The organism is Streptomyces sp. NRRL B-24484, assembly GCF_000717715.1.
Classification (GTDB): domain Bacteria; phylum Actinomycetota; class Actinomycetes; order Streptomycetales; family Streptomycetaceae; genus Kitasatospora.
In genome coordinates this window covers 49705-70758 of record NZ_JOAI01000045.1, presented here as the reverse complement: position 1 = coordinate 70758, position 21054 = coordinate 49705, and the positions used below count along the sequence as shown (strand labels likewise).

General features: G+C 74.9%; 20 protein-coding genes. 10 read left to right on the top strand and 10 right to left on the bottom strand.

Annotated elements, in window-relative coordinates:
• Positions 1-18: 18 nt before the first annotated feature.
• The 3 genes from IE98_RS0131955 to IE98_RS0131945 are packed head-to-tail and all read right to left on the bottom strand — an operon-like array spanning position 19 to position 2083.
• Positions 19-222 carry an aroma-sacti cluster domain-containing protein gene (locus IE98_RS0131955; protein ID WP_030275054.1) on the bottom strand — a complete coding sequence of 68 codons (204 nt, stop codon included), beginning with the start codon at positions 220-222 and terminating at the stop codon, positions 19-21.
• Complete coding sequence (locus tag IE98_RS0131950) at positions 219-908, bottom strand: iron-containing redox enzyme family protein (RefSeq protein WP_030275052.1); 690 nt, start codon at positions 906-908, stop codon at positions 219-221. The genes IE98_RS0131955 and IE98_RS0131950 overlap by 4 nt, the downstream gene beginning before the upstream one ends.
• Positions 905-2083: a radical SAM protein gene (locus tag IE98_RS0131945; RefSeq protein WP_063749047.1), complete on the bottom strand. Its 1179-nt coding sequence runs from the start codon at positions 2081-2083 to the stop codon at positions 905-907. Before IE98_RS0131945 ends, IE98_RS0131950 begins: the two co-directional genes overlap by 4 nt.
• Before the next feature lie 219 nt (positions 2084-2302).
• On the opposite strand from IE98_RS0131945, the gene IE98_RS0131940 reads away from it, so the two are divergent.
• The 8 genes from IE98_RS0131940 to IE98_RS0131905 all read left to right on the top strand — a co-directional run bounded on the left by IE98_RS0131940 (position 2303) and on the right by IE98_RS0131905 (position 11810).
• Entirely contained in the window at positions 2303-2623 is a 321-nt protein-coding gene (locus IE98_RS0131940) for a hypothetical protein (protein ID WP_030275048.1), read from the top strand.
• A 68-nt stretch (positions 2624-2691) separates the two neighbouring features.
• Positions 2692-3888 (top strand): radical SAM protein, encoded by a 1197-nt coding sequence (locus IE98_RS0131935; RefSeq protein WP_234443755.1) that lies wholly within the window; start codon positions 2692-2694, stop codon positions 3886-3888.
• A 26-nt stretch (positions 3889-3914) separates the two neighbouring features.
• On the top strand, positions 3915-5186 hold the full coding sequence (locus IE98_RS0131930) for an MFS transporter (protein ID WP_078661468.1): 1272 nt from the start codon (positions 3915-3917) through the stop codon (positions 5184-5186).
• A gap of 172 nt (positions 5187-5358) precedes the next feature.
• Positions 5359-7443, top strand: coding sequence for a prolyl oligopeptidase family serine peptidase (locus IE98_RS0131925; RefSeq protein WP_030275044.1), 2085 nt, complete (start codon positions 5359-5361; stop codon positions 7441-7443).
• Positions 7444-7625: 182 nt separating this feature from the next.
• Positions 7626-7868: a hypothetical protein gene (locus tag IE98_RS48455; protein WP_030275042.1), complete on the top strand. Its 243-nt coding sequence runs from the start codon at positions 7626-7628 to the stop codon at positions 7866-7868.
• 18 nt (positions 7869-7886) lie between these two features.
• Complete coding sequence (locus IE98_RS49615) at positions 7887-8051, top strand: hypothetical protein (protein ID WP_159401141.1); 165 nt, start codon at positions 7887-7889, stop codon at positions 8049-8051.
• A gap of 250 nt (positions 8052-8301) precedes the next feature.
• Positions 8302-10176 carry an AfsR/SARP family transcriptional regulator gene (locus IE98_RS0131910; protein ID WP_234443754.1) on the top strand — a complete coding sequence of 625 codons (1875 nt, stop codon included), beginning with the start codon at positions 8302-8304 and terminating at the stop codon, positions 10174-10176.
• A gap of 410 nt (positions 10177-10586) precedes the next feature.
• Positions 10587-11810, top strand: coding sequence for a branched-chain amino acid ABC transporter substrate-binding protein (locus IE98_RS0131905; RefSeq protein WP_159401140.1), 1224 nt, complete (start codon positions 10587-10589; stop codon positions 11808-11810).
• A gap of 54 nt (positions 11811-11864) precedes the next feature.
• On the opposite strand, the gene IE98_RS0131900 is transcribed toward IE98_RS0131905, so the two are convergent.
• Positions 11865-13484 (bottom strand): ADP-ribosyltransferase domain-containing protein, encoded by a 1620-nt coding sequence (locus tag IE98_RS0131900; protein ID WP_030275033.1) that lies wholly within the window; start codon positions 13482-13484, stop codon positions 11865-11867.
• A gap of 196 nt (positions 13485-13680) precedes the next feature.
• Here IE98_RS0131900 and IE98_RS0131895 point away from each other — a divergent pair, with 196 nt between their 5' ends.
• Complete coding sequence (locus IE98_RS0131895) at positions 13681-14361, top strand: macro domain-containing protein (protein WP_030275031.1); 681 nt, start codon at positions 13681-13683, stop codon at positions 14359-14361.
• Positions 14362-14402: 41 nt separating this feature from the next.
• Here IE98_RS0131895 and IE98_RS0131890 read toward each other — a convergent pair whose 3' ends face one another.
• Positions 14403-14981 (bottom strand): hypothetical protein, encoded by a 579-nt coding sequence (locus IE98_RS0131890; RefSeq protein WP_030275029.1) that lies wholly within the window; start codon positions 14979-14981, stop codon positions 14403-14405.
• 183 nt (positions 14982-15164) lie between these two features.
• On the opposite strand from IE98_RS0131890, the gene IE98_RS0131885 reads away from it, so the two are divergent.
• Positions 15165-16094 carry a hypothetical protein gene (locus IE98_RS0131885; RefSeq protein WP_030275027.1) on the top strand — a complete coding sequence of 310 codons (930 nt, stop codon included), beginning with the start codon at positions 15165-15167 and terminating at the stop codon, positions 16092-16094.
• A 16-nt stretch (positions 16095-16110) separates the two neighbouring features.
• On the opposite strand, the gene IE98_RS0131880 is transcribed toward IE98_RS0131885, so the two are convergent.
• The 5 genes from IE98_RS0131880 to IE98_RS0131860 form a co-directional block, all read right to left on the bottom strand.
• Positions 16111-16824, bottom strand: coding sequence for a thioesterase II family protein (locus IE98_RS0131880; RefSeq protein WP_030275025.1), 714 nt, complete (start codon positions 16822-16824; stop codon positions 16111-16113).
• 1 nt (position 16825) lies between these two features.
• Positions 16826-17482: a response regulator transcription factor gene (locus tag IE98_RS0131875; protein WP_043175633.1), complete on the bottom strand. Its 657-nt coding sequence runs from the start codon at positions 17480-17482 to the stop codon at positions 16826-16828.
• A gap of 133 nt (positions 17483-17615) precedes the next feature.
• Complete coding sequence (locus IE98_RS0131870; RefSeq protein ID WP_052391242.1) at positions 17616-17993, bottom strand: nuclear transport factor 2 family protein; 378 nt, start codon at positions 17991-17993, stop codon at positions 17616-17618.
• A 4-nt stretch (positions 17994-17997) separates the two neighbouring features.
• Positions 17998-19299: an MFS transporter gene (locus IE98_RS0131865; protein WP_043175609.1), complete on the bottom strand. Its 1302-nt coding sequence runs from the start codon at positions 19297-19299 to the stop codon at positions 17998-18000.
• Positions 19296-21053, bottom strand: a complete 1758-nt coding sequence (locus IE98_RS0131860; protein ID WP_030275018.1) for a non-ribosomal peptide synthetase — start codon at positions 21051-21053, stop codon at positions 19296-19298. The genes IE98_RS0131865 and IE98_RS0131860 overlap by 4 nt, the downstream gene beginning before the upstream one ends.
• Between the last annotated feature and the right edge of the window lies 1 nt (position 21054).

Sequence of the window (21054 nt, the reverse complement as noted above, 5' to 3'; positions counted from 1 at the left end):
ATCGTCGGATCCGGGACGTCAGAACAGTGCGCCGCCGGCCACCGTGCTGTGCGCCTGCACCTCCGGCTCCACCTCGTCGAGGCGCGCCTTGAGATCGAGCAGCAGCGCCAGCTCCTCCGGACCGAGGGTGCGGAACACCCCCAGCTGCTCCTCGGTGAAGGTGTCGACGGGGAAGCCGGCCGCGGCGAGGGCGGTGAGCACGGGGTCGTCGGCGGGGTTCATGCGCGGTCTCCGGAGGACGGGCCGGGGTGGGCCAGCGAACGGAACAGGTGGGTGGTGGCGGTGACGGTGTGCAGGGCGCTCACGGTGACGGCGCTCTCCTGCCGGACGTCCAGCGGCAGGCCGTCCAACAGGGCGTCCAGGTCGGCCCGGTGGCCGGCGTCGAGGACGGCGTGGTCGTGCACGGTGCGGAAGGCCGCCGCCGGAAGGCCGGTGTCCGCGGCGAGCCGGCCGGCCAGCCACGGCGCGGGCGCATGGCCCTCCAGCACCGTCATGTAGCCGAGCAGTGCCACCGGGTGGACGTGCTCGATCCAGTAGTACTGCGGGCCGACCAGCCGTGCCGCGGCCACCGGCGGCGGGCCCGCGTCCGGCGCGGTGCCGGCGGCCGCCAGGTCCTCCAGCAGCCAGTCGTCGTGGCCGCGCTCCTCCTCGACGTGCCGTTCCAGGTAGGCGCCGAGCGGACCGGCCACCCGGTCCCCGGGTCCGGCCCCGGCGCAGCGCCGGGCGGCGAGCTCCATCAACGGCACGGAGGCCCGCACCACCGCGTGCATCGCGCGCAGGTAGGCGGCGTAGCGCTCGCCCAGGCCGTCCGGCCGCCACAGCGCCGTGGCCGCGGCCTGCAGCGGCAGGGCGGCCAGGTCGAGGGTCAGCCGGAGGGCGGTGCTGCGGGAGGGCGGTGCGGAGGTCATCGGGCTTCTCCGAGCGGGAGCGGGGTGGAGGTGCGCGGGAGCGGGGCGGAGGTGCGCGGGAGCGGGGCGGAGGTGCACGGCAGCGGGGCAGGGCTGTGCGGGCGGTTGGGCGGCGTGGTGCCGGGGGTGACCAGGTCGGCCCACGACGGGCTGCCGAAGCGGCGGACCAGGGCGGCCGGCCCGGCCGCGGCCTGGCTGCGGGCGGCCTCCAGGTCGAGCAGTTCGCCGACCGGCCCGGCGCCCGTCCGGGCGGCGGCCGCGTACACGGCCGGGTGGTCCGGCAGGGCGCGGCAGCCGGCGCAGGTGTCCGTGCAGTCGGCCGCCGCGCCGAACCGGGCGTACAGGTGCGGGGCGCCGACCGCGCGGACCATCCGCAGCACCGGCCCGGTCAGTGCCCGGCGGCGTACGGTGGCCCAGTCGTCGCGGTCGGTGTGGCCGAGCAGCAGGTGCGCGGGGACGGGGCGCCGGTCCACCACCTGCTGGTTGCAGCAGGCGAGCACGGCGCCGTCCGCGGCGATCACCGGCCAGGCGGCCATCGCACAGGGCACCGGCCGGCCGTCCGGGCCCGGTGCCGACTGCCGGGCCGCCCAGCCCGCCGCCCGGCCGACCGCGCGCACCTCGTTGACCAGCATCGGCACGGCGCCGCCGAAGACCCGGTGCACCTGCCCGGTGACCTCGGCGAGGTACGGGTCGTCCGGGCCGCTGCCGGTCAGGTGCAGGCTCACCGGGACCCCGCCGTCCAGCACGGTGCGCAGCGCCGCGAAGACGTCCGCGCGCGGCACCTCCCGTTCGTGGAAGGCGTCCAGGCTGGCGGAGAAGTGGTCCACCCGGCCGATCGCCGCCGCGATCCGGTCCGGAACACGGCCGCCGCGGGCGAAGAACATTCCGCTGAGCACCGCCGTCCGCGCCCCGGACACCCGTGCAGCGTCGGCGAGTTCGGCGACCAGCTCGGGCCGCAGCAGCGGCTCGCCGCCGGTCAGCAGCACCAGCTCCGGCCGGTCGGCCGCGGTGAACGACCGGACGAGGCGCAGCAGTCCGCCCCCGGCCGGGTCGGTGCCCCGCATGTCGGAGGCGGTCGAGCAGTGCGCGCAGCTGAGCGGGCAGCGGCGGGTGAGCGTCAGCAGCAGGCCGGCGCAGGGCGTCGGGCGCAGGCCCACGAGTTCGGCCAGGTCCATCGTCCACCTCCTCCCGCAGCAGGGCCGTCCCCGCCACCGTCCCTGCCACCGTGCCCGCCCGCGGTCGGCGGCCGGTTCGGCGGCGCCCCGGATCCGGTACATCCGCAGGCCACGGCGGGTGCGGGGCGGCCCGGACGGTGCCGCGGCGCCACCGCGGGAGGTCCGCCACCGGCTCCGACCTGCGCACGGACCGTCCTGTACCGCGGCTGAACCGCCTTCGTGCCGGGCGTTCCTAGCTTTCTCGGTGTCGGCGGACGAACCGCCGGCCGCAGCACCGAGCCGGGCGTTCCGACCGGGCCCGCCCGCCGAACCAGGACTGGAGACCACCATGGCCGAGAACACCGAGCCCACCCCGGCAAGACCAACGTCGACGAGGACGTCGAGGTCGTCGCCCACAGCGGCGAGACCGAGGACACCCCGTGGTGCGTCATCAACACCGGCACCACCAAGCTCGACGACGAGGACCTCGAGGTGGTCGCCCACACCGCGGACGCCGAGGACACCCCCTGGTGCGTCATCAACACCGGCACCTCGAACTGATCGACCCGGCCAACGGGGCCCGCCGTCCGGCGGGCCCCGTCCCCCTTCCCAGGCCCATGGAGGTCACCGTGCCCGTAACCCAGCCCGCCCTCCGCGCCGACCGGTACCGCCTGCTCCGCAGGGCCGACGCCGGCTGGTGGTTCCTCGGTGACGGGGGAGTCGCCCGGCTCCGCCCCGGCCAGGTCGGCCCGGACGGCGCCCTCGCACCCGCGGCCGAGCAGCGGCTGCGGGACACCGGGCTGCTCGACGCCAGGGCCTTCCGCTCCTACTCGCTGACGGTGCTCACCAGCACCGACTGCAACCTCGGCTGCGGCTACTGCTTCCAGAACACCGGTCAGGACCCGAAGGGCGGCAACCGGCCGCCGCGGATCAAGCACGCCCGGCTGACCTCCGAAATGATCGGCGAGGTCCTCGACTTCACCCGGCAGCGGATGGCCGAGGCCGGGCTGGACCGGCTGGCCGTGATGCTGTTCGGCGGCGAGCCACTGCTCAACTTCCGCGGTGCCCGGGAACTGCTGCACCGCGCGGCCGAGTTGGGCGAGCTGGAGGCCGGCATGATCTCCAACGGCACGATGCTCACCCCGCTGATCGCCAAGGAGCTGAACGCGGCCGGCCTCAGGTCCGTCCAGATCACCTTCGACGGCGACCGCGAGGAGCACGACGCGATCCGGATCCGCCGCTCCGGCGGCGGCACCTTCGACGCGATCGTGCACAACGTGGCCAAGGCGATGGCGGCCGCCGAGTCGATCCGCTGGCACCTGCGGATCAACGTCTCGCACCACAACCGGCACGGCATGGACACCCTGCTGGAACGCCTCGCCGCCGGCCTCGACCCGGCCCGCTGCGGGCTCCAGTTCGCCCTGGTCGGCGACGTCGGCGTCGGCTACGGCAACGAACTCGCCTACGGCAGCGGCCTCGCCGCGGACTTCACCCGCTGGCACGCCCGCGCCCTGGAACTCGGCTTCGCGCTGACCAGGCCGCGCCCCAACGACGGCTGCCAGGCCTGCACGTACCACGACGGCCGCTACGGCGCGGTGGTCAACGCCGACGGCGTGCTCTCCAGTTGCTGGGAGACTGCCGGCCGGCCCGGCTGGGAGGTCGGCACCCTGGCCGACGGCTACCTGCCGGCCGACCGCACCGAGGGCCGCTGGATCACCTGCGACGACCAGTACCAGCACGGCGAGAACGCCGCCGCACTGGCCGTCTTCCAGGACGAGGTCGACGCGGCCCTGCTCGACCTGCTGCACACGGCCGGCCGACTCTGACGCCGGCACAACCTCGGAGGTGGACGATGGCTGAACCCGGAGTGCTGAGCGCGAACAGGGACTTCAGGCGGTACTGGATCGGCTCGGCGCTGTCGACGCTCGGCTCCCAGATGTCGCTGATCGCGTTCCCGCTGCTCGTGCTCTCCCTCGGCGGCGGCGCCGCCCGGGCCGGACTGGTGGCCACCTGTTCACTGCTGACCAGGATGCTGCTGCGGATCCCCGCCGGACAGCTGGCCGACAAGGTCGACCGCCGGCGGCTGATGCTCGGCGCCGACCTCGTCCGCCTGGTCGCCGTCGGCTCCGTCCCGGCCGCCGCCGGACTCGGCGTGCTCGGCTACCCGCAGCTGCTCGCCGTCGCCGTCGTCGAGGGCGTGGCCACCGCGGTCTTCGCCCCCGCCTCCACCATCGCCGTCCGGGACGTCGTCGCCGAGGAGCACCTCTCCGACGCGCTCGCCAAGGACCAGGCCGCGCTGGCCGCCGCCTCGCTGATCGGCCCCTTCCTCGGCGGCTGGCTGTTCACCGTCGACCGGATCCTGCCGTTCACCGCGGACGCCGCCTCCTACGCCGTCTCCGCCGTGCTGCTGCTGCGGATGGCCACCCGCCCCGCCCCCGCCGAACCGGGGACCCGCACCGACAACAGCCCCACCGCCGGCCTGCGCTGGCTGCTCCGGCAGCCCGCCCTGCTGCGGGCACTGCTCTTCGGCGCCCTGCTCAACCTGGTCGGCGCGGCCTCCGAGGTCGCCATGGTCGTCACCCTCCGGGACGGCGGCAGCGGCGGCACCGCCATCGGCACCGTGCTCGCCTGCGCCGGCGTCGGCGCCGTGCTCGGCTCGCTCGCCGCACCGCGCGTCCTCAAGGTGCTCAGGCCGGGGCAGCTCTTCCTGGTCATCGGCGCGGTGTGGGCCGGCGGCACGGCCGTGATCGCCTTCACCGCACTGCCCTGGGTGGTCGGGCCGCTGCTCGTCCTGCTGATCCTGCTCACGCCGCCGGCCGGCATCGTGGTCGGCCAGGCGCTCATCAGCCAGTCCCCGCGGCACCTGCTCGGCCGGATCAGCACCGCCGCCGACCTGCTGATCGCCGGGCTCGCCGCGGTCGGACCCGTCCTCACCGGCCTCGCCCTGGAGGGCCTCGGCATTCCGCAGACCTGGCTGCTGATCGCCGCGCTGATCGCCGCCACCACCGCGGTCGCCGCCGTCCCGATGCTCCGCGAGTCCGGCCTCGGCACGCCCCGGAAGGAACCGGCCACCGAGCCCGCCCCGGAGCCCGCCCCGGACGGGAGCACCGCCGTCGCCGCCTGAGACGGCCGATCGCCCCAGGGGCGCGGGGCTGTGCAGTTCGGATGCGGGCCTCCGTGCGGATCGGGGCTTGTCCCGTGCCGTCGACATGCCCACCCCGGACTGCGCAGTTCTCCCCCAGCCCCCATGAGCTACCCCCACCACGACCGAGGAAGCCGCCGTGACCGTGCCGACCGTGACCGGATTGCCCGTGTACCCGACCGCGCCGCGGCGGGAGCTGGTGGAGGAGCTGCACGGCCTGCGGATCGCCGACCCGTACCGGGAGCTGGAGGACGCCGCCGCCCCCGCGACGGTCGCCTGGTGCCGGGCCCAGGAGGAGCTGTTCCGCGCGCACCGGGCCGGCTGGCCCGGTCTCGCGGACCTGCACCGGACCCTCACCGGCCTGCTCGACACCGGCTCGGTCAGCGCCCCCGTCACCTGCGGCGGCCTGCGGTTCCACACCCGTGGCCGCCCCGGCGCCGACCGGCCCGCCCTGGTGGTCACCGAGGACGGTGCCGAGCGCACCCTGCTCGACCCGCTCGCCCTGGACCCGTCCGGCGGCACCGTGCTGGACGCCTGGGCGCCGTCCCGGGAGGGCGCCCGGATCGCCGTGCAGACCTCCACCGGCGGCACCGAGGACTCCGTGCTGCACGTGCTGGACGTCGCCACCGGCGCCGTCCTGGACGGCCCGGTCGACCGGCTGCGGCGCTCGGCGATCGCCTGGCTGCCCGGCGGCGGGGCGTTCTACTACGTGCGGCGGCTGCCGCCCGAACTGCATCCGGGGGAGGAGCGCTACCACCGCCGGGTCTGGCTGCACCGGGTCGGCACCGACCCGGCCGAGGACGTCCCGGTGTTCGGCGAGGGCCGCGACCCGCGGCAGTTCTACGCCGTCTCCGTCAGCGAGGACGGCCGCTGGCTGATCGTCACCGCCACCGCCGGTGCCTCGCCCGGCACCGAGGTCCGGCTCGCCGACCTCGCCGCCACCGGCCCGGAACGGCCGGACTTCAGCACACTCCGGCTCGCCGCGGACGCCCGCACCACCGCCACCGTCCGGCGCGGCCGGCTCTACCTGCTCACCCGCGACGGCGCCCCGCGCGGCCGGATCGAGACCGCCGACCCGGCCCGCCCCGACGACCGCACCGTCCTGCTGCCCGAGGACCCGGAGGCGGTGCTGGAGGACCTCGCCGTCCTGGACGGGCCCGAGCCCGGCCGTACCCTGTTGGCCGTCACCCGGACGCGGCACGGCGTCGCCGAGGTCACCCTGCACGACGCGGCCGACGGCACCCGGTACGACCGGGCGGCGCTGCCCGGCGCCGGCGCGGTCGGACCGCTGCGCACCGACCCGGACGGCGGCACCCGCGTCTGGTTCGGCTACACCGACCACGTGACGCCCAACCAGGTGCTCTGCCACGACGCGGCGACCGGCACGACCGCGCTGTGGGCCGCTCCCGAGGGCGCGCCCGACACCGGCGGCGCGCAGGTGAGGCTGCTGGTGTACCCGTCCCACGACGGCACCCCCGTGCGGATGTTCGTCGTCTCGCCGACCGGCCGGCCGGACCGCCCCCGGCCGACCGTGCTGAGCGGCTACGGCGGGTTCGGCGCGTCCGTGCTGCCCGGGTTCGCCGTCCAGGCGCTGGCGTGGGTGCGGGCCGGCGGCGTCTACGCCTTCGCCTGTCTGCGCGGCGGCGGCGAGGAGGGCGAGCAGTGGCACCGGGCCGGGCGGCGCGAGCTCAAGCACAACACCTTCGACGACCTGGACGCCGCCGCCGCGCACCTGACCGCCGAGGGCTGGACGCCGCCCGGCGGGCTCGCCCTGATCGGCAGCTCCAACGGCGGCCTCACCGTCGCCGCCGCGCTCACCAGAAGACCCGACCGGTACGCCGCCGTCGTCGCGGTGGCCCCGCTGCTCGACATGGTGCGCTACGAGCTGTCCGGGATGGGCCCGAGCTGGTCGCAGGAGTACGGCACCGCCGCCGACCCCGAGCAACTCGCCGTGCTGCACGGCTACTCGCCCTACCACCGGGTCCGCGACGGGGTCCGCTACCCGGCCGTGCTGTTCGGCGTCGCGGACGGCGACACCCGGGTCGACCCGCTGCACGCCCGCAAGACGGCAGCCGCGCTGCAGGCCGCGAGCAGCGGTCCGGGCCCGGTGCTGCTGCGTCAGGAGTACGGCCTCGGGCACGGCGAGCGCGGCATCGGCGCCACCGTGGACCTGCTCGCCGACAGCCTGGCCTTCCTCGCGGCGCACACCGGGCTGCCCGTCGACCAGCAGGCCTACTAGTTGGTAACTATGCTGGTGTAGCGGCGGATCCGCCCGATTCGTCCCGCGGGGTGGCTTGCTGCATGCAGCAAGCTGCAGCCCGTCACCCCTTGGCCCGCCCCCGCCGGCGCGGCAGGCTTCCGGGTGTCGAAGCCGTCCGGCCCACAACGGACGAGCCGCACTCCACACACCAAGGGGAACCGATGAACCGTGCCCGCACGCTGGCCGTCTCCGCCGCTGTCGCCACCGGCCTCGCCGTGTTCGGCGTGCCCGTCCTCGCGGTGCAGGCGGCCGCCGCGGACGGCACCCCCGCCCCGGCCGTGACCGCCCCGGCCACGCCCACCCCCACCACCACGCCGGTCTCCGGCGGCCACGGCCACGGCGGCATCATCGGCGGCGACCCGGAGGACCCGCAGGAGCCGATGGACACCGCCTGGGGCCACTGAGAGGACGGACCGACCCCGATGAAGCGCCTGCACCTCCTGCCGCGCGCCCTGCTGGCGGCGGCCCTGCCGGTCGCCGTCGGGATCGCCCTCCTCGTCCGGGCCGCCCGCCGGCGGGTGCACCTGCGCCGCGCCCGTGAAGTGCTCGCCGAGTTCGAGCCGCGCGCCGACTCCCTTTGGCCGTAGGGACGTTGCCCGCCGCTGCACCCGGTGCCGCTGCACCTCCTGCCGCATCCGCGAGGCCGCCGCGCCGACCCTTCTGCGCCGACCGTTCCACGGCGCCCCGCAGCCCCGGCACCCGAGCCCGTGCGTGCCGCCGGCGCGCCCGCCCCGCCCCGCCGCACCGACCGGACCCCGTCCGGCCGTCGACCCGTGACCCGGGCCGGCCGAACGGCCCGGCACCGCTCCTGCCCGCACCCCTCCCGAAGGAGCACCTGTGACGCTGGACCACCTGTCCGCCGCCGCCGACCGCGCGGGCCGCCCCGCCACGGCCGACCTGCGCTTCCGGGTGCTCGGCGAACTCCTCGTCGAGGCCGGCGGACGGCCGCTGCCGCTCGGCCCCGTCAAACAGCGCCTCGTCCTCGGCGCCCTGCTCTGCCACCCCAACGCCGCCGTCTCCGTCGACCTGCTCACCGAGGCGGTCTGGGGCGACGAACCGCCGCGCTCCGCCCGCAAGAACCTGCAGGCCTACGTCTCCGCCCTGCGCAAACTGCTCGGCGAGACCACCGACGGCGACCGGATCGTGCACCACCACACCGGCTACCAACTGCGCGTCGCCGCCGCCGAACTCGACGTCCTGCGCTTCGAGGAGCTCGCCCGCGCCGGACAGTCGGCGATCCGCCTCGGCGCCGGCGCGCACGGCGCCGCCCTGCTGCGCGAGGCGCTCGACCTGTGGCACGGGCCCTTCCTCGCCGACCTCGGCCACTCCGAGCTGCTGCGCGACCGGGCCGAACGGCGCGAACTGCGCCGCCTCGCCGTGCTGGAGGACTGGGCCGAGGCCGAACTCGACCTCGGCCACGCGCCCGCGGTCGCCGAGGCGCTCGCCGAGACCGTCGCCGAACACCCCATGCGGGAACGGCTCTGCGCCGCCCAGATGACCGCCCTGTTCCGCTCCGGGCGGCAGAGCGCCGCCCTCGCCGTCTACGACGACCTCCGCCAGCACCTGGCCCGCCAACTCGGGCTGCGGGTCGGCCCGGCGCTGGAGACGCTCTACCGCGGCATGCTGGACGGGAGCGGCCCGGCCGGGCCCGCGCCCCGGGCGGCCGCCCCCGGTGCACCGCGCGTCCCGCAGACCGTCCTGCCCGCCGACCTGCCGGACTTCACCGGCCGCCGCGAGGAGGTCGCCCGGCTGACCGCCCTGCTCGCCGGCGAGGGCCGGCGGGTGGTGGTGAGCGGCCCGGTCGGCGTCGGCAAGACCTCCCTCGCCGTGCACGTCGCGCACCGCCTGGCCGGCCGCTTCCCGGACGGCTGTCTCACCGTGCGCCTGCGGCGCTCGGACGGCACACCCCGCCACCCGGCCTCGCTGCTCGCCGAACTCTGCCGCGCCACCGGCCTGGTGGGGTCCGTCCCGGAGGACGAGGAGGAGGCCGCGGCGCTCTGGCGGTCCTGGCTGGCCGGCCGCCGCCTGCTGCTCGTCCTGGACGACGCCCCCGACGAGGGCGGCATCCGCCACCTTCTGCCCGGCTCCGGGCCGAGCGCCGTGCTGGTCACCAGCCGGACGCGACTGGCCGGGCTCGGCCCCGTCCAGCGGCTGGAGCTCGAACCCTTCGCCTCGGACGAGGCCGTCGAACTGCTCGACCGGATCGTCGGCGACGGCCGCATCCGCGGCGACCGGCAGGCCGCCGAACGGATCGTCGACGGCGTCGGCCGGCTGCCGCTCGCGGTGCGGGTCTGCGGCACCAAACTCGCCGTGCTGCACCAGCTCTCGGCCGCCGAGTACGCGGCCCGGCTGGCCCGCAGCCCGGCCCTGCTGGACGAACTCGCCGCGGGCGACCTCGCCGTCCGCCGCCAACTCGCCGTCTGGTGGGCCGGACTGCCCGCCGTCGTGCGCGCCGTACTGTGCGCCTTCGGCCGGCTGCCCCGCCCGCTGTTCACCCTCGCCGAGGCGATGTCCGTGCTCGGCTGCGGAGAGGAGGTCGCCCGCCGGGTGCTGGACAGCATGATCGAGGTCTCCGTCCTGCACTGCAGGCTCGGCGAAGTCACCGCGCACGCGGCGCTGTACGAGATCCCGCTGCTCGCACAGCTCTACGCACGCGAACGGGCGGCGGCCGAACGCCCGGCCCCGGTGCCGTACCGGCCCATGGCGGGATAGCCGCCGGCCGGGACCCGCGCACGGCTCTGCGGCACCCTACCGGTCGGTCGTACCGGCCGGTAGTGGGTCCCCGCTCCGGGCCGTCCGGGCCAATCCGGCAGCTCGGCGGGTGTCTCGCCGTCACCGGTTGTGTTCGGACGAACCCGTTGACGCTCCCGGTGACAGACCATAGGGTCGCGCCCCATGGACGCCGGTCGGTGATCCGGACATGTCGGCAGTGCCGCCGGCAGCCGGGCCGCCGTCCCTCGCCGGACCGTCCACAGAGGTGCCGACTGCCGTGCCCCCGTGCGGATTTCATGGGCCCGGACAGCCGTCGCCCCTCCCTGCGCGCCCGTGCCGCCACCAGCGGCCCCCGGTCGGCGCGCGGTCCGGCGTCCCATGAGCAAACCCACTCAGCAAGGGATGTGCCAGTGACCGGATTCTCAAGGCCCAGGGCGTCCGCCCTGGGTGTGGTCTGCGCCGTGCTGCTGTCGGGTTGTTCGTCCGGTGTGCTCGGCTCCGGATCGACCGTCACCGTGGTGATCGGCGTCGACGGCCCGCTGACCGGCAAGCTCGCCGACCTGGGGCTCGGTATCCGGAACTCCGCCGAACTGGCCATCGCCAAGGCCAACGCCAAGAACGTCGTCCCAGGCGTGAAGTTCGTGCTCGACGCGAAGGACGACGAGGCGGACGAGCAGAAGGCCAAGTCCAACGGCGACCTGTTCGTGGCCGATCCGCGGGTGATGGGCGTGGTCGGCCCGCTGACCTCCTCCGGCGCGCTGCTGATGGCGCCGGTGATGGCGCAGGCCGGCCTCGCCGAGGTCTCCCCGTCCAACACCGCACCGGGGCTGACCTGGGGCGCCGACTACCGCGCCAACGGCAAGAAGCGCCAGTACCCGACCTACTTCCGGACGGTCACCACCGACGCCGTGCAGGGCCCGCTGCTCGCCCACTACGCGCACAGCCGGCTGAAGGCCGGCCGCGCCGCCGTGATCAGCGACACCAAGGCCTACGGCAGCAACCTCGCCGCCGAGTTCGCGACCGCCTTCGAGGAGGTCGGCGGCAAGGTGGTGTACCGCACGACCGTGAAGCCGGGCACCACCGACTTCGCGAAGATCGCCCAACTGGTCGCGGCGCAGGACCCGGACATCGTCTACTACGGCGGCGAGCACCCCGAGGGCGGACCGCTCTCCGCGGCGCTCAAGGCCGCCGGGGTGAAGGTGCCGCTGGCCGGCGGCGACGGCCTGCACACCGACGGCTTCATCAAGGCCGCCGGCACGTCCTCCAACGGCGACCTCGCCAGCCAGCCCGGCATCTCCGTCGAGGGCCTCGCCTCGGCCTTCGGCTACCTCGACGCCTACAAGGCGGCCGGCTACAAGGAGGAGCCCGGCCCCTTCGGCCCGTACGGCTACGACTCCACCTGGGCGGTGATCCAGGCCGTCGCCAAGGCCCGGCAGACCAACCAGGAGCTCGCCGGCGCCGACCTGCGCAAGGCCGTCGCGGACGCGCTGCAGAACGTCTCCTTCTTCGGTGTCACCGGCGACGTCTCCTTCGACGAGTTCGGCGACACCCACAACCAGGTCGCCTCGATCTACAAGGTGACGAAGGGCTCCTGGACGTCCATCGTCCCGTTCGGCCGCCTCCGCGACTTCTGACGGCGACCGGCCGCGGGCCGGCGGCCGGGTCCCGGACCCGGCCGCCGCCGTCGCTCAGGACACCATCGGACCCTCCGCGACCTCCGTCAGCCGCACCGTGCACAGGCCGCCGCGCTCGCTGCGGACCTCCGTCACCTCCAGTTGGGTGCCCGGCAGCAGGATGAACTCCTCCTCGCCGGTGAAGGCCGAGAAGTCGCGGATGCCCACGGCACGGGAGGGCACCACCTCGAAGAGGGTCCGCCTGCCGCGGCTGCCGAGGAAGCCCCGGGCCACGCCGGGCTCGGAGGTGCAGGAGGAGACGCCCCACCAGGTCACCGTCCGCCCCAGCGGGTACTGGGCGCGCAGGTCCAGCGCGACGCCGCGCCAGAGCGGCCCGGTGCGGGCCGGCAGCTGCGAGACGGCCGAGAACAGCAGCCGGAGATAGGCGAGGTACGGCACCAGCCGGCTCCGGTCCGGCGACCGCAGCACGGCGTTGATCTCCCGGTAGAAGGCGGACTCGCAGGTGTAGAGGTACACGGCCGCGACGGCGTCCGCGGACAGCCCGCCCGGTGCCTCGTCCGCCCGCCGCTTGCCGAACTCGTACGACCGCTCCACGTGCCGGTCCAGGCCGCGCAGCAGCGCCGCCACCGGGGCGACGGCGTCCCGGAAGTCCATCAGCGGAGTGTCGAACACGCCGGTGATCTCCGGCAGTTCGAGGCCCTCGTCCTTGACGCTCGCGAGCCGGTCCAGGTAGAGCTGGTGCAGCTCCATGGTGGAGGCGATGAACGCGCCCATCCGCTCCGCGGTGCCGTCGCCGTCCGCGCCGCCGCCGTCCGCGGTGTGGGCGTTCCACCCCGTGCTGGGCAGCCAGTCCACCGGATCGGCGCCCATGGACGCCAGCGCGGTGTTCACCATGTCGAAGTGGTCGCCGTCACAGAAGATGTCGCCCTGCGCCGCCGGATTGGCGTGGTCGATGTGCCGGACCTCCACCCCCGGGTACTTCTGCTGCAGCTCCAGGACGACCTTCTTCAGGTTCCGCGCATGGGCGCCCCACCACGCGAACACCACGCTGCGGTCCGCCTCGTCGGCGTCCTGCTTGGCCCGGAGGATCTCCTCGACGATCCGCTCGGCGACCGGGCGCCAGAACGCGGTGTGCCGGTCGGCGCCCACCGAGCCGTCGCCGCTCGCGGTCAGCGCCGCGTTCAGCAGCAGCACGCCCTGGGTGAGCATCGCCTGGAACCACTCCGGCGGCTGGACGGTGTCCCGCTCCTTCAGCAGCGCCCGGACGTCGGCGATCGGCGTCTTCTTCGGGATGCCGTACTTCCACATCGCCGCCGCCTTGATGAGGCAGCGGATGCTGACGACCCGGCCGAACTGGCTGTCCTTCCAGTCGTGGAAGGTGTTGTCGAACATCGCGATGCCGGTGGCGCTCTCCGGCCGCGGGTACGGGTTCTGGCCGAAGACGACCACCTTCCACTTGTGCGGCGCATGCGGCTTGAGCGCCTGGAAGGTGAGTTCGCGGACGGGGACGACCGCCGGGCCGCGGTTCGGGCCGATGAACGCGGCCGCGTCGGCCTGCGCCTCGACGACCGGCTTCAGCAGCGGCAGCCACGGCTCGCCGCCGCCGGTGAAGAGCTCCGTGAGCGCCAGCGGGTCGTTCGGGTCGGGCTGGGCGGGGGTGGTGGCCTCGGTCATGGTGGCGCTGCTCCGGAATCGTCGAACCGTGCGAACGGATGGCGGGGACGGACCGTCAGTTCCCCGACGGCGACTCCAGTCCTACCGTCCGCGAGTGACAACCGACCGCGGCGCCGAGCGGACCCGGCGGCGCTGTCGGTGCCGCCCCCTAGGTTCATGGACGACGGAAGACCGCTCGTCCGGGAGGAGCCGAACCATGACCGAGAACCCGCTGCAGCCGCCGCTGAGGGTCGTGCTGACCGACATCAACACCACCGTGGTGGAGTCCTGGCGCGCCGCGTTCGCCGACACCCCCGGGGTCGAGATCCACCGCGGCTCGATCCTCGACGAGCAGGTCGACGCCTGGGTCACCCCCACCAACTCCCGCGGCCGGATGGACGGCGGGGTCGACGCGGTGATCAAGCGGCACCTCGGCGCCGGGATCCAGCTGCGGGTGCAGCGGGCGATCCGGGACGGGTTCGCCGGCCGGCTGCCGGTCGGCAGCGCCGTCTGCGTCCCCTCCGGCGCGGTCAACCCGAGGTTCCTGATCTCGGCGCCGACGATGGAGTCCTCCTCGCAGAACGTCAGCCAGACCCTCAACGTGGCGCTGGCCTGCGCCGCCGCGTTCCAGGCCGTGCACCGGCAGAACGCCGCGGCGCCGGGCAGCATCCGCTCGGTGGCGCTGGTCGGCATGGGCGCGCAGACCGGGCAGGTGCCCGCGCAGGTGTGCGCCAACCTGATGTGGACGGGCCACACCCTGTTCAACGACCACTGCTTCGAGGACTACGACGACCTGCGCAGCACCGTCACGGCCCAGCTCGACGACATCGAGAAGGCGCCCGCCACCCGGCGCGTGCGCATCACCCCGCCCGCGCGCCGCACCGCCGCCCGCCGCTGACACCGGCCCGCGGCCCCCCCCCGCGCGGCTCCGGGAGGCGGTCAGTCCGCGGCCTTCTCCCCGGCGCCGGCCCGCCGGGCGCGCGCGATCTCCGGGTAGCGGACGGTGAACAGGATCGGCAGCACGAACGAGGCGACCGTCAGCACCGTCCGGGCCGTGCCCGCCTCGGGCCGGTAGTGGCGCGGCAGCGCCCCGCCCGCACCCGACAGCGTGAAGGCGGTGGCCCACACCGCGGTGATGTGGCGGTTCACCCGCAGGAACAGCGGGCTGCGCCAGAGGTGTTCGGGCACCCGGGCCCGGGCGATGCCCAGCGTGAACGGCCGGCCGACCGCCAGCGAGCCCCAGGCGGTCGCCGCCAGCCAGAGCGAGGAGAGCGGCTGGCCGTACCCGGTGACGAGGGCCGAGCCGGGCGCGGCGACGGCCGCGGCGGTGTACACCGCGAAGAACAGGACGGCGCTGCCCTCGATCACCAGGGCGTCCCGTCCGAGGCCGGCCCGGCGCCGCACCACGACCAGGCCGACGGCCAGGACGAGGCCGGCGGCGGCGGCCCAGCGGATGTCGACCGAGCCGGTGAGCACGGCGACGGCGATCCACGGCACAAAACTGGGGACGTATCCCATGACGGTGGCTTCTCCTGGTGGTCGTTCCGTCCGGTGACCCGGTCCGGGCCCGGTCCGCCCGGTCCGCCCGGCGCGGGACGGTGCCGGGGGAGTCGTCCCGATCCTCCCGAGTGCCCCCGTACGGCGGAACCGGGAGAAGGTGCAAGACTTCGTGCAGGAAGTTGCACGGGGGCGGGGGCGGCGATGAGCCTGACGGAACCGGGGCTGACGGACGATCAGGAGCGGCTCTACCGCTACCTGCTGCGCAGACCCCGGGCCGGCAGTGCCGAGGCGGCGGCCGAGCTCGGGGTGCCCGGCGTGCCGCAGGTGCTCGACGAACTGCAGGCGCTGGGCCTGCTCGACGGCCACCGGATCCCGCTGCCGCCCGCCGCCGCCGTCGACCTGCTGGTGCGCCGCCGGGTGGAGCGCACCTCGCGCGAACTGGCGCGCCTGGCAACGGCCTTCGACGCGGTGCGGGACCTCGCCGAGGAGGCCCGCCAGGGGCGTGCGGTCGAGCTCGTCGAACGCATCGAGGACTCCGAGGAGGTCAGCCACCGGGTCCGGGCGATGTTCGACCGCGCCGAGATCATGAACGCCAAGCCGCTGCCGCGCGGGCGGTTCCCCTACTCGGACGAGGCGGCCCGCACCTACCGGCGGCGGTTGGCCGACGGACTGGTCAGCCGCACCATGGTCGGCACCGGGGCGCTGCGGGACCCGCAGGAGCTGGCCTACGCCCGCGAGTGGCACGGTCACGGCGACCTCCACCGGGTGAGCGCCGAACCCTTCCGGCCGATGCTGATCGTCGACCGGCGGATCGCCTTCGTCCTGGTCAGCCCCGGCCGTCCGGACGCCGGCACCCTGGAGATCCGCCAGCCCGGCATCGTCTCCGTCCTGGTCGACCTCTTCGAACGGCTGTGGCGGCGGGCGGCCGAGCTGGACGGCCTCGACCTCACCGAGGCCGAGGCGGAGGTGCTGCACGCCCTCGCCGCCTACGACAAGGACGAGACCGCCGCCCGCGCGCTCGGCATGTCGCTGCGCAAGTACCGCGCCCACGTGGCCGGCCTGGTGTCCCGGCTCGGCGCCGCCACCCGCTTCCAGGCCGCGCTGCGGGCGACGGAGCGCGGCTGGCTCTGAGACGGCGGCGCAGCCGTCAGCGGAAGGACAGCGTCTTCAGCAGCAGCGGCGGCGCCGCCAGGAAGTCGAAGTGCCCGCCGGGCAGGGCGGCGTGCTCCACGGCCCCGGCGTACTGCCGCCAGCCGGCCATCTGGTCGGGCCTGATCTCGGTGTCCTCCGTCCACTCCAGCACGGTGACGGGGCCGGGCAGGCGCACCGGGGCGGGCCGCCGGTAGACCCGGTTCACCGCCAGGTCCTCGTGCAGGACTTCGAGGGCCAGGTCGATCAGGACGGGGTGCGGGGTGCCGCCCCGCAGGGTCACCAGGTTGCTCATCTCCGCTCGGAGCTGCTCCTCGTCGAGGTCGAGGTACCGGTCGTACGGGCAGTCGTGCGGCGCCACCTGGGCCGAGACGTAGAGCTGCGCGGGTGCGGGCAGCCCGGTCTCGGCGAGGCGGCAGGCCGTCTCGAAGGCCGGCAGGGCGCCGGCGCAGTGCCCGAAGAAGGCGAACGGCCGGTCCAGGTAAGGCCGGAGGAACTCCACCAGGTCGGCGGCGAAGCGCTCGTAACTGCCGTAGTGCGGCTCGCGTGAGCGGTTCTCCCGGCCGGGCGGCTGGACGGGGCACACCTCGATGCCGTCGATCTCCTCGGGCCACCGGCTGAACATCGAGGCGCCGACGCCCGAGTAGGGGAAGCAGAAGAGGCGTGCGGTCGAGTCCGTCCGCGGTCGGCGCAGCAGCCAGTTCCCGGCCATGTCAGGCTCCCATCCTCCGGGCCGCGACCGGCGCCGCGGCCCGGGACTCGTACGCGTAGATGACGGCCTGCACCCGGTTGCGCAGGCCCAACTTGCCGAAGATCTCCTGGACGTGGGACTTCACCGTGGAGCCGGCGACGCCCAGCTCGGCGGCGATCTCGGCGTTCGACATCCCCCGGGCGAGCAGGTGGAGCACCTCCTGCTCGCGCTCGGTGAGGGTGGGCACCGCGCCGAGCCTCGGTGCGGTGTGCGCGAGCTGCTGCACCAGGGACTGTTCGACCGGCAGGTAGCCGGACGCCAACAGCCGCACGGCCGGACCGAGTTCGCCGGCGGCCACCTGCCGGCGGATGATCGCGCAGCCGCCGAGCCGGAGCACGTCCAGATCCATCCGGCGCAGGTCGGAGCCGAGGACGAGCACCGAGGCCGAGCCCCCGTGGCCCGACGCGGCCAGCCGGCGGACCTGCCCCAGCAGGGTGTCCCGGTCCTTGACCACCGGCATGTCGACGACGAAGAGCGCCGGTTCCAGCTGGGTGCCGAGCCGGCACGCCTGGCTGACGTTCGCCGCCTCCCCGGCGACCCGGACCGATGGTTCGTTGCCGAGGATCGATCTGATGCCGTTGCGGACGAAGGCGTCCTCCGCAACGAGCACGACGCTCATCCTGGTCACGTCAGTCTCCCCCTGATCTGCGCACACGGGCGGTCTTCACTGGTCGGAACGGAAGGCCCAAGAGGCCGGTGGGGCGCGCCTCCGAACCCCGGTCGTGGGACGCCCGGGTGCCTTCGACGCCGCCTCAGATGGCTGGGCGGTAGAAGTAGGTGCGGCGGGTCCTGATCTTGCGGCCGTCGAGGAGGTAGAGGTCGGAGAACCGCTCGTCGAGCTGCCGGCCGTCCTTGCCGACCCCGCGGAAGCGTCCCCAGCAGGCGACCGAGGAGTCCGAGGCGGTGACGTGCTCGATCTCGTGCCGGCCGTCCCTGATGATCCGCTCCTCGCGGTAGAACCGCAGCACGGCGTCGAGGCCGCTGATCGCCTCGTAGCCGGGGCGGTGGTAGGTGCAGTCCTCGGCGAAGAGGGTGGGCAGTTCGTCCCAGCGGCGGCCGTCGATCACCTCGAAGAGTCTGGTGACGAAGTCCGTGCCGGACACGGCGAGCTGCTCGGTGCGGGTGGTCATGCGGTCACGCTCCTGACTGGGTCTGCTGCGGTTCGAGCGGTGCGGGACGCACCGCGTCGGTCGGGCCGCTGCCGCGTTCCATCCCGTTCCACTGCGGGAGCAGCCCGGGGACGACGACGGCGACCAGGTAGACGGCCCCGGCCGTGACCAGCACCGGCGCGAGCCCGGCGGCGGCGATCGCCGAACCGGCGAGGATCCCGCCGAGCGGCATGCCCGCCCAGGCGGCCGCCTCCGCCAGGGAACTGACCCGGCCCAGCAGGTCGCGCGGGATGCGCTCGACGAACACGGCGCTGAGGATCGGGTTGATGAACCCCGAGCCGAAGCCGCCGACCAGCGCGACGCCGACCACGCACCACATCGGTGCGCCGAGCGCCATCACGGCGAAGCGCGGCACGCCGCCGAGGAAGAAGCCCACCAGGAAGGCCGTCCGGCGCGGCACGCGCTCGCCGTACGCGGCGGCCAGCAGCGCGGCCCCGGCGGCCGTCACCGAGAACGCCGAGCCGATCAGGCCGAGTTCGAGGGCCCCGTAGCCGTGGTCGTGGATCCAGACGGGGAGCAGGACGGCGCTGTACGCGGCGTCGACCAGGTTGGTCACACTGACCATCGCGACGAGCGAGCGCACCATCCGGTCGGAGGTGAGGAACGTCCAGCCGCCGCGGAGCTGGGCGAGGTACGGCTCCGGCGCCGCGGGCTCGCCGGCGGTCTCCGCCGCCGGGAGGCGGCGCCTCGGCGCCCAGACGCCCACGGCGACCGCGCAGACCAGGAAGGACGCCGCGTCCAGCAGCAGGGCGTTGGCCGGTCCGGCCACGCCGATGACGGCGCCCGCCAGGGCCGGCGCGATGATCATGGCGGTCCGTTCGGTCGCGCTGACCAGCCCGGTGACCCGCTCCAGCGGCAGCCCGGCGGCGTCCGCGATGTCCGGGCCGAGGGTGAACTTCGAGGTGTCGGCCGGCCCGCGGGCCGCCCCGGCGACGGCGACCAGCACCAGCAGCACCGGGAAGCTCAGCAGGCCGGCCAGGTGCAGCAGCGGGACGAGGGCCACCGCGGCCGCGCTGAGCAGGTCCGCGCAGACGCTGACCCGGCGGGAGCCGAGCCGGTCGATGACCGGGCCGCAGAGCGCCTTGGAGACGACCAGCGGGGTGAGTTCGCAGGCGGCCACCAGACCGGTGCGGGTGGCCGAGCCGGTGGTGGTGAGGACCAGCCACGGGACGGCGATGGCGGTCAGCCGGGTGCCGGCCACCGAGACCGCGTTCGCGGCCAGGACGGGGAGCAGGAGGGAGGCGCTCCGCTTCGCGGTCGTGCTCACCGTGCCGCCCGCTCGGCGACCAGCCGGGCCATGCCTGCCGGGGTCGGGTCGAAGTAGAAGTCCCGGGGCGAGATGTCCACGCCGAACGCCTGGTGGAGCTCGGCGATGATCTTCACGCCGAGCAGGGAGTGCCCGCCCAGTTCGAAGAAGTCGTCGTCCGCGCCGATGCCCGCCACCCCGAAGTGGTCCGACCAGAGGCTCACCACGGCCTGCTCGGCCGGGGAGCCCGGTCCGCGGTACTCCGTCATCAGCTGCGGGCTGCGGCTGCGCGTGCGGGCCGCGAGGGCCGCCGCGTCCACCTTGCCGTTCGCGGTCAGCGGGAACTCGTCGACCACCGTGATCAGGGACGGCACCGCGTAGACGGGCAGCACCTCGGCGAGCGAGCGGCGCAGCTCCAGCAGCGAGGTCTGCCGGTGCTCCTTGCGCAGGACGAGGGCGGCGTGCAGCGCGTGCCCGCCGGTGGGGGTCTCCGTCCTGGCCACGTGGTACTGGGCGACGGCCGGAAGCCCGGCGAGGGCGGCCTCGACCTCGCCGAGTTCGATCCGGAAGCCCCGGATCTTCACCTGGCGGTCGGCCCGGCCGAGGAACTCGATCGCCGGCCCGGTGCTGCGCACCAGGTCACCGGTGCGGTACATCCGCGCGCCGTCGCCGTCCGGGTCGGGCAGGAAGCGGTCCGCGGTGAGCGCCGGGCGGCCGAGGTAGCCGTGGGAGAGGCCGGTGCCGCCGGTGTACAGCTCACCCGTCCCGCCGGGGGCCACCGGCCGCAGCTCCGGGTCGAGCACCCGCACCCAGGTGCCGTTGATCGGCCGGCCGATCGGCACCGAGGGGGTGTGCAGCGGGCTGTCGAAGGCGTGGCAGCAGGTGTAGGTGGTGTTCTCGGTCGGGCCGTACCCGTTGACCAGGACGGTGCCCGGCAGCGCCGCGACCGCCCGGTCGGCGTGGTCGGCGGAGAGCACGTCGCCGCCGGTGAGCAGGTACCGCACCTGCTTGAGGTCGTCGAGGCCGTGGTCCACCACCTGGTGCAGCAGACCGGTGGTCAGCAGCAGCACGGTGATGCCCGAGGTGCGGACGAACCCGGTGATCTCGGCGAGCGAGAGGTCGCCGGGCGGGGCGACCACCAGGTGGGCGCCGTTGAGCAGCGCCCCCCAGATCTCGAAGGTCGAGGCGTCGAAGGCCACCGGGCCGATCTGGAGGAGGACGTCCTCCGGGGTGAGCGTGACGAAGTCCGGGTCGACCACGAGCCGCACCACCCCGCGGTGCGGCACCATCACGCCCTTCGGCGTGCCGGTCGACCCCGAGGTGTAGGCCACGTACGCCAGGTCCTCGCCGGACGGGTCCGCCGCCCGGACGCCCGTCGGCGCCCCGGCCGGGGCGCGGTCGTCGGCGAACACCGTCGCGACCCCGTCCGGGAGGCCGTCGGCCAGCTCGCGCTGGGTGATCACCAGGCGCGCCCCGGAGTCGCGCAGCATGAACTCGGTGCGGGCGGCCGGGTAGCGGGTGTCCAGCGCCAGGTACGCGGCCCCGGCGGAGACCACCGCGAGCAGGGCGACGATGCCGTCGACCGACCGCCGGGTGAGGACGGCGACCACGTCGCCCGCCCGCACGCCCCGCTCGACCAGCCGCGCGGCGAGCCGGTCGGCCTCGGCGGCTAGCTCCGCGTACGTCAGGGAGGTGTGCTCGTCGCTCAGGGCCACCCGGTCGCCGAACAGCTCGCAGCACCGGCGGAACCGGGCCGTGATGCTCAAGTCAGTCATT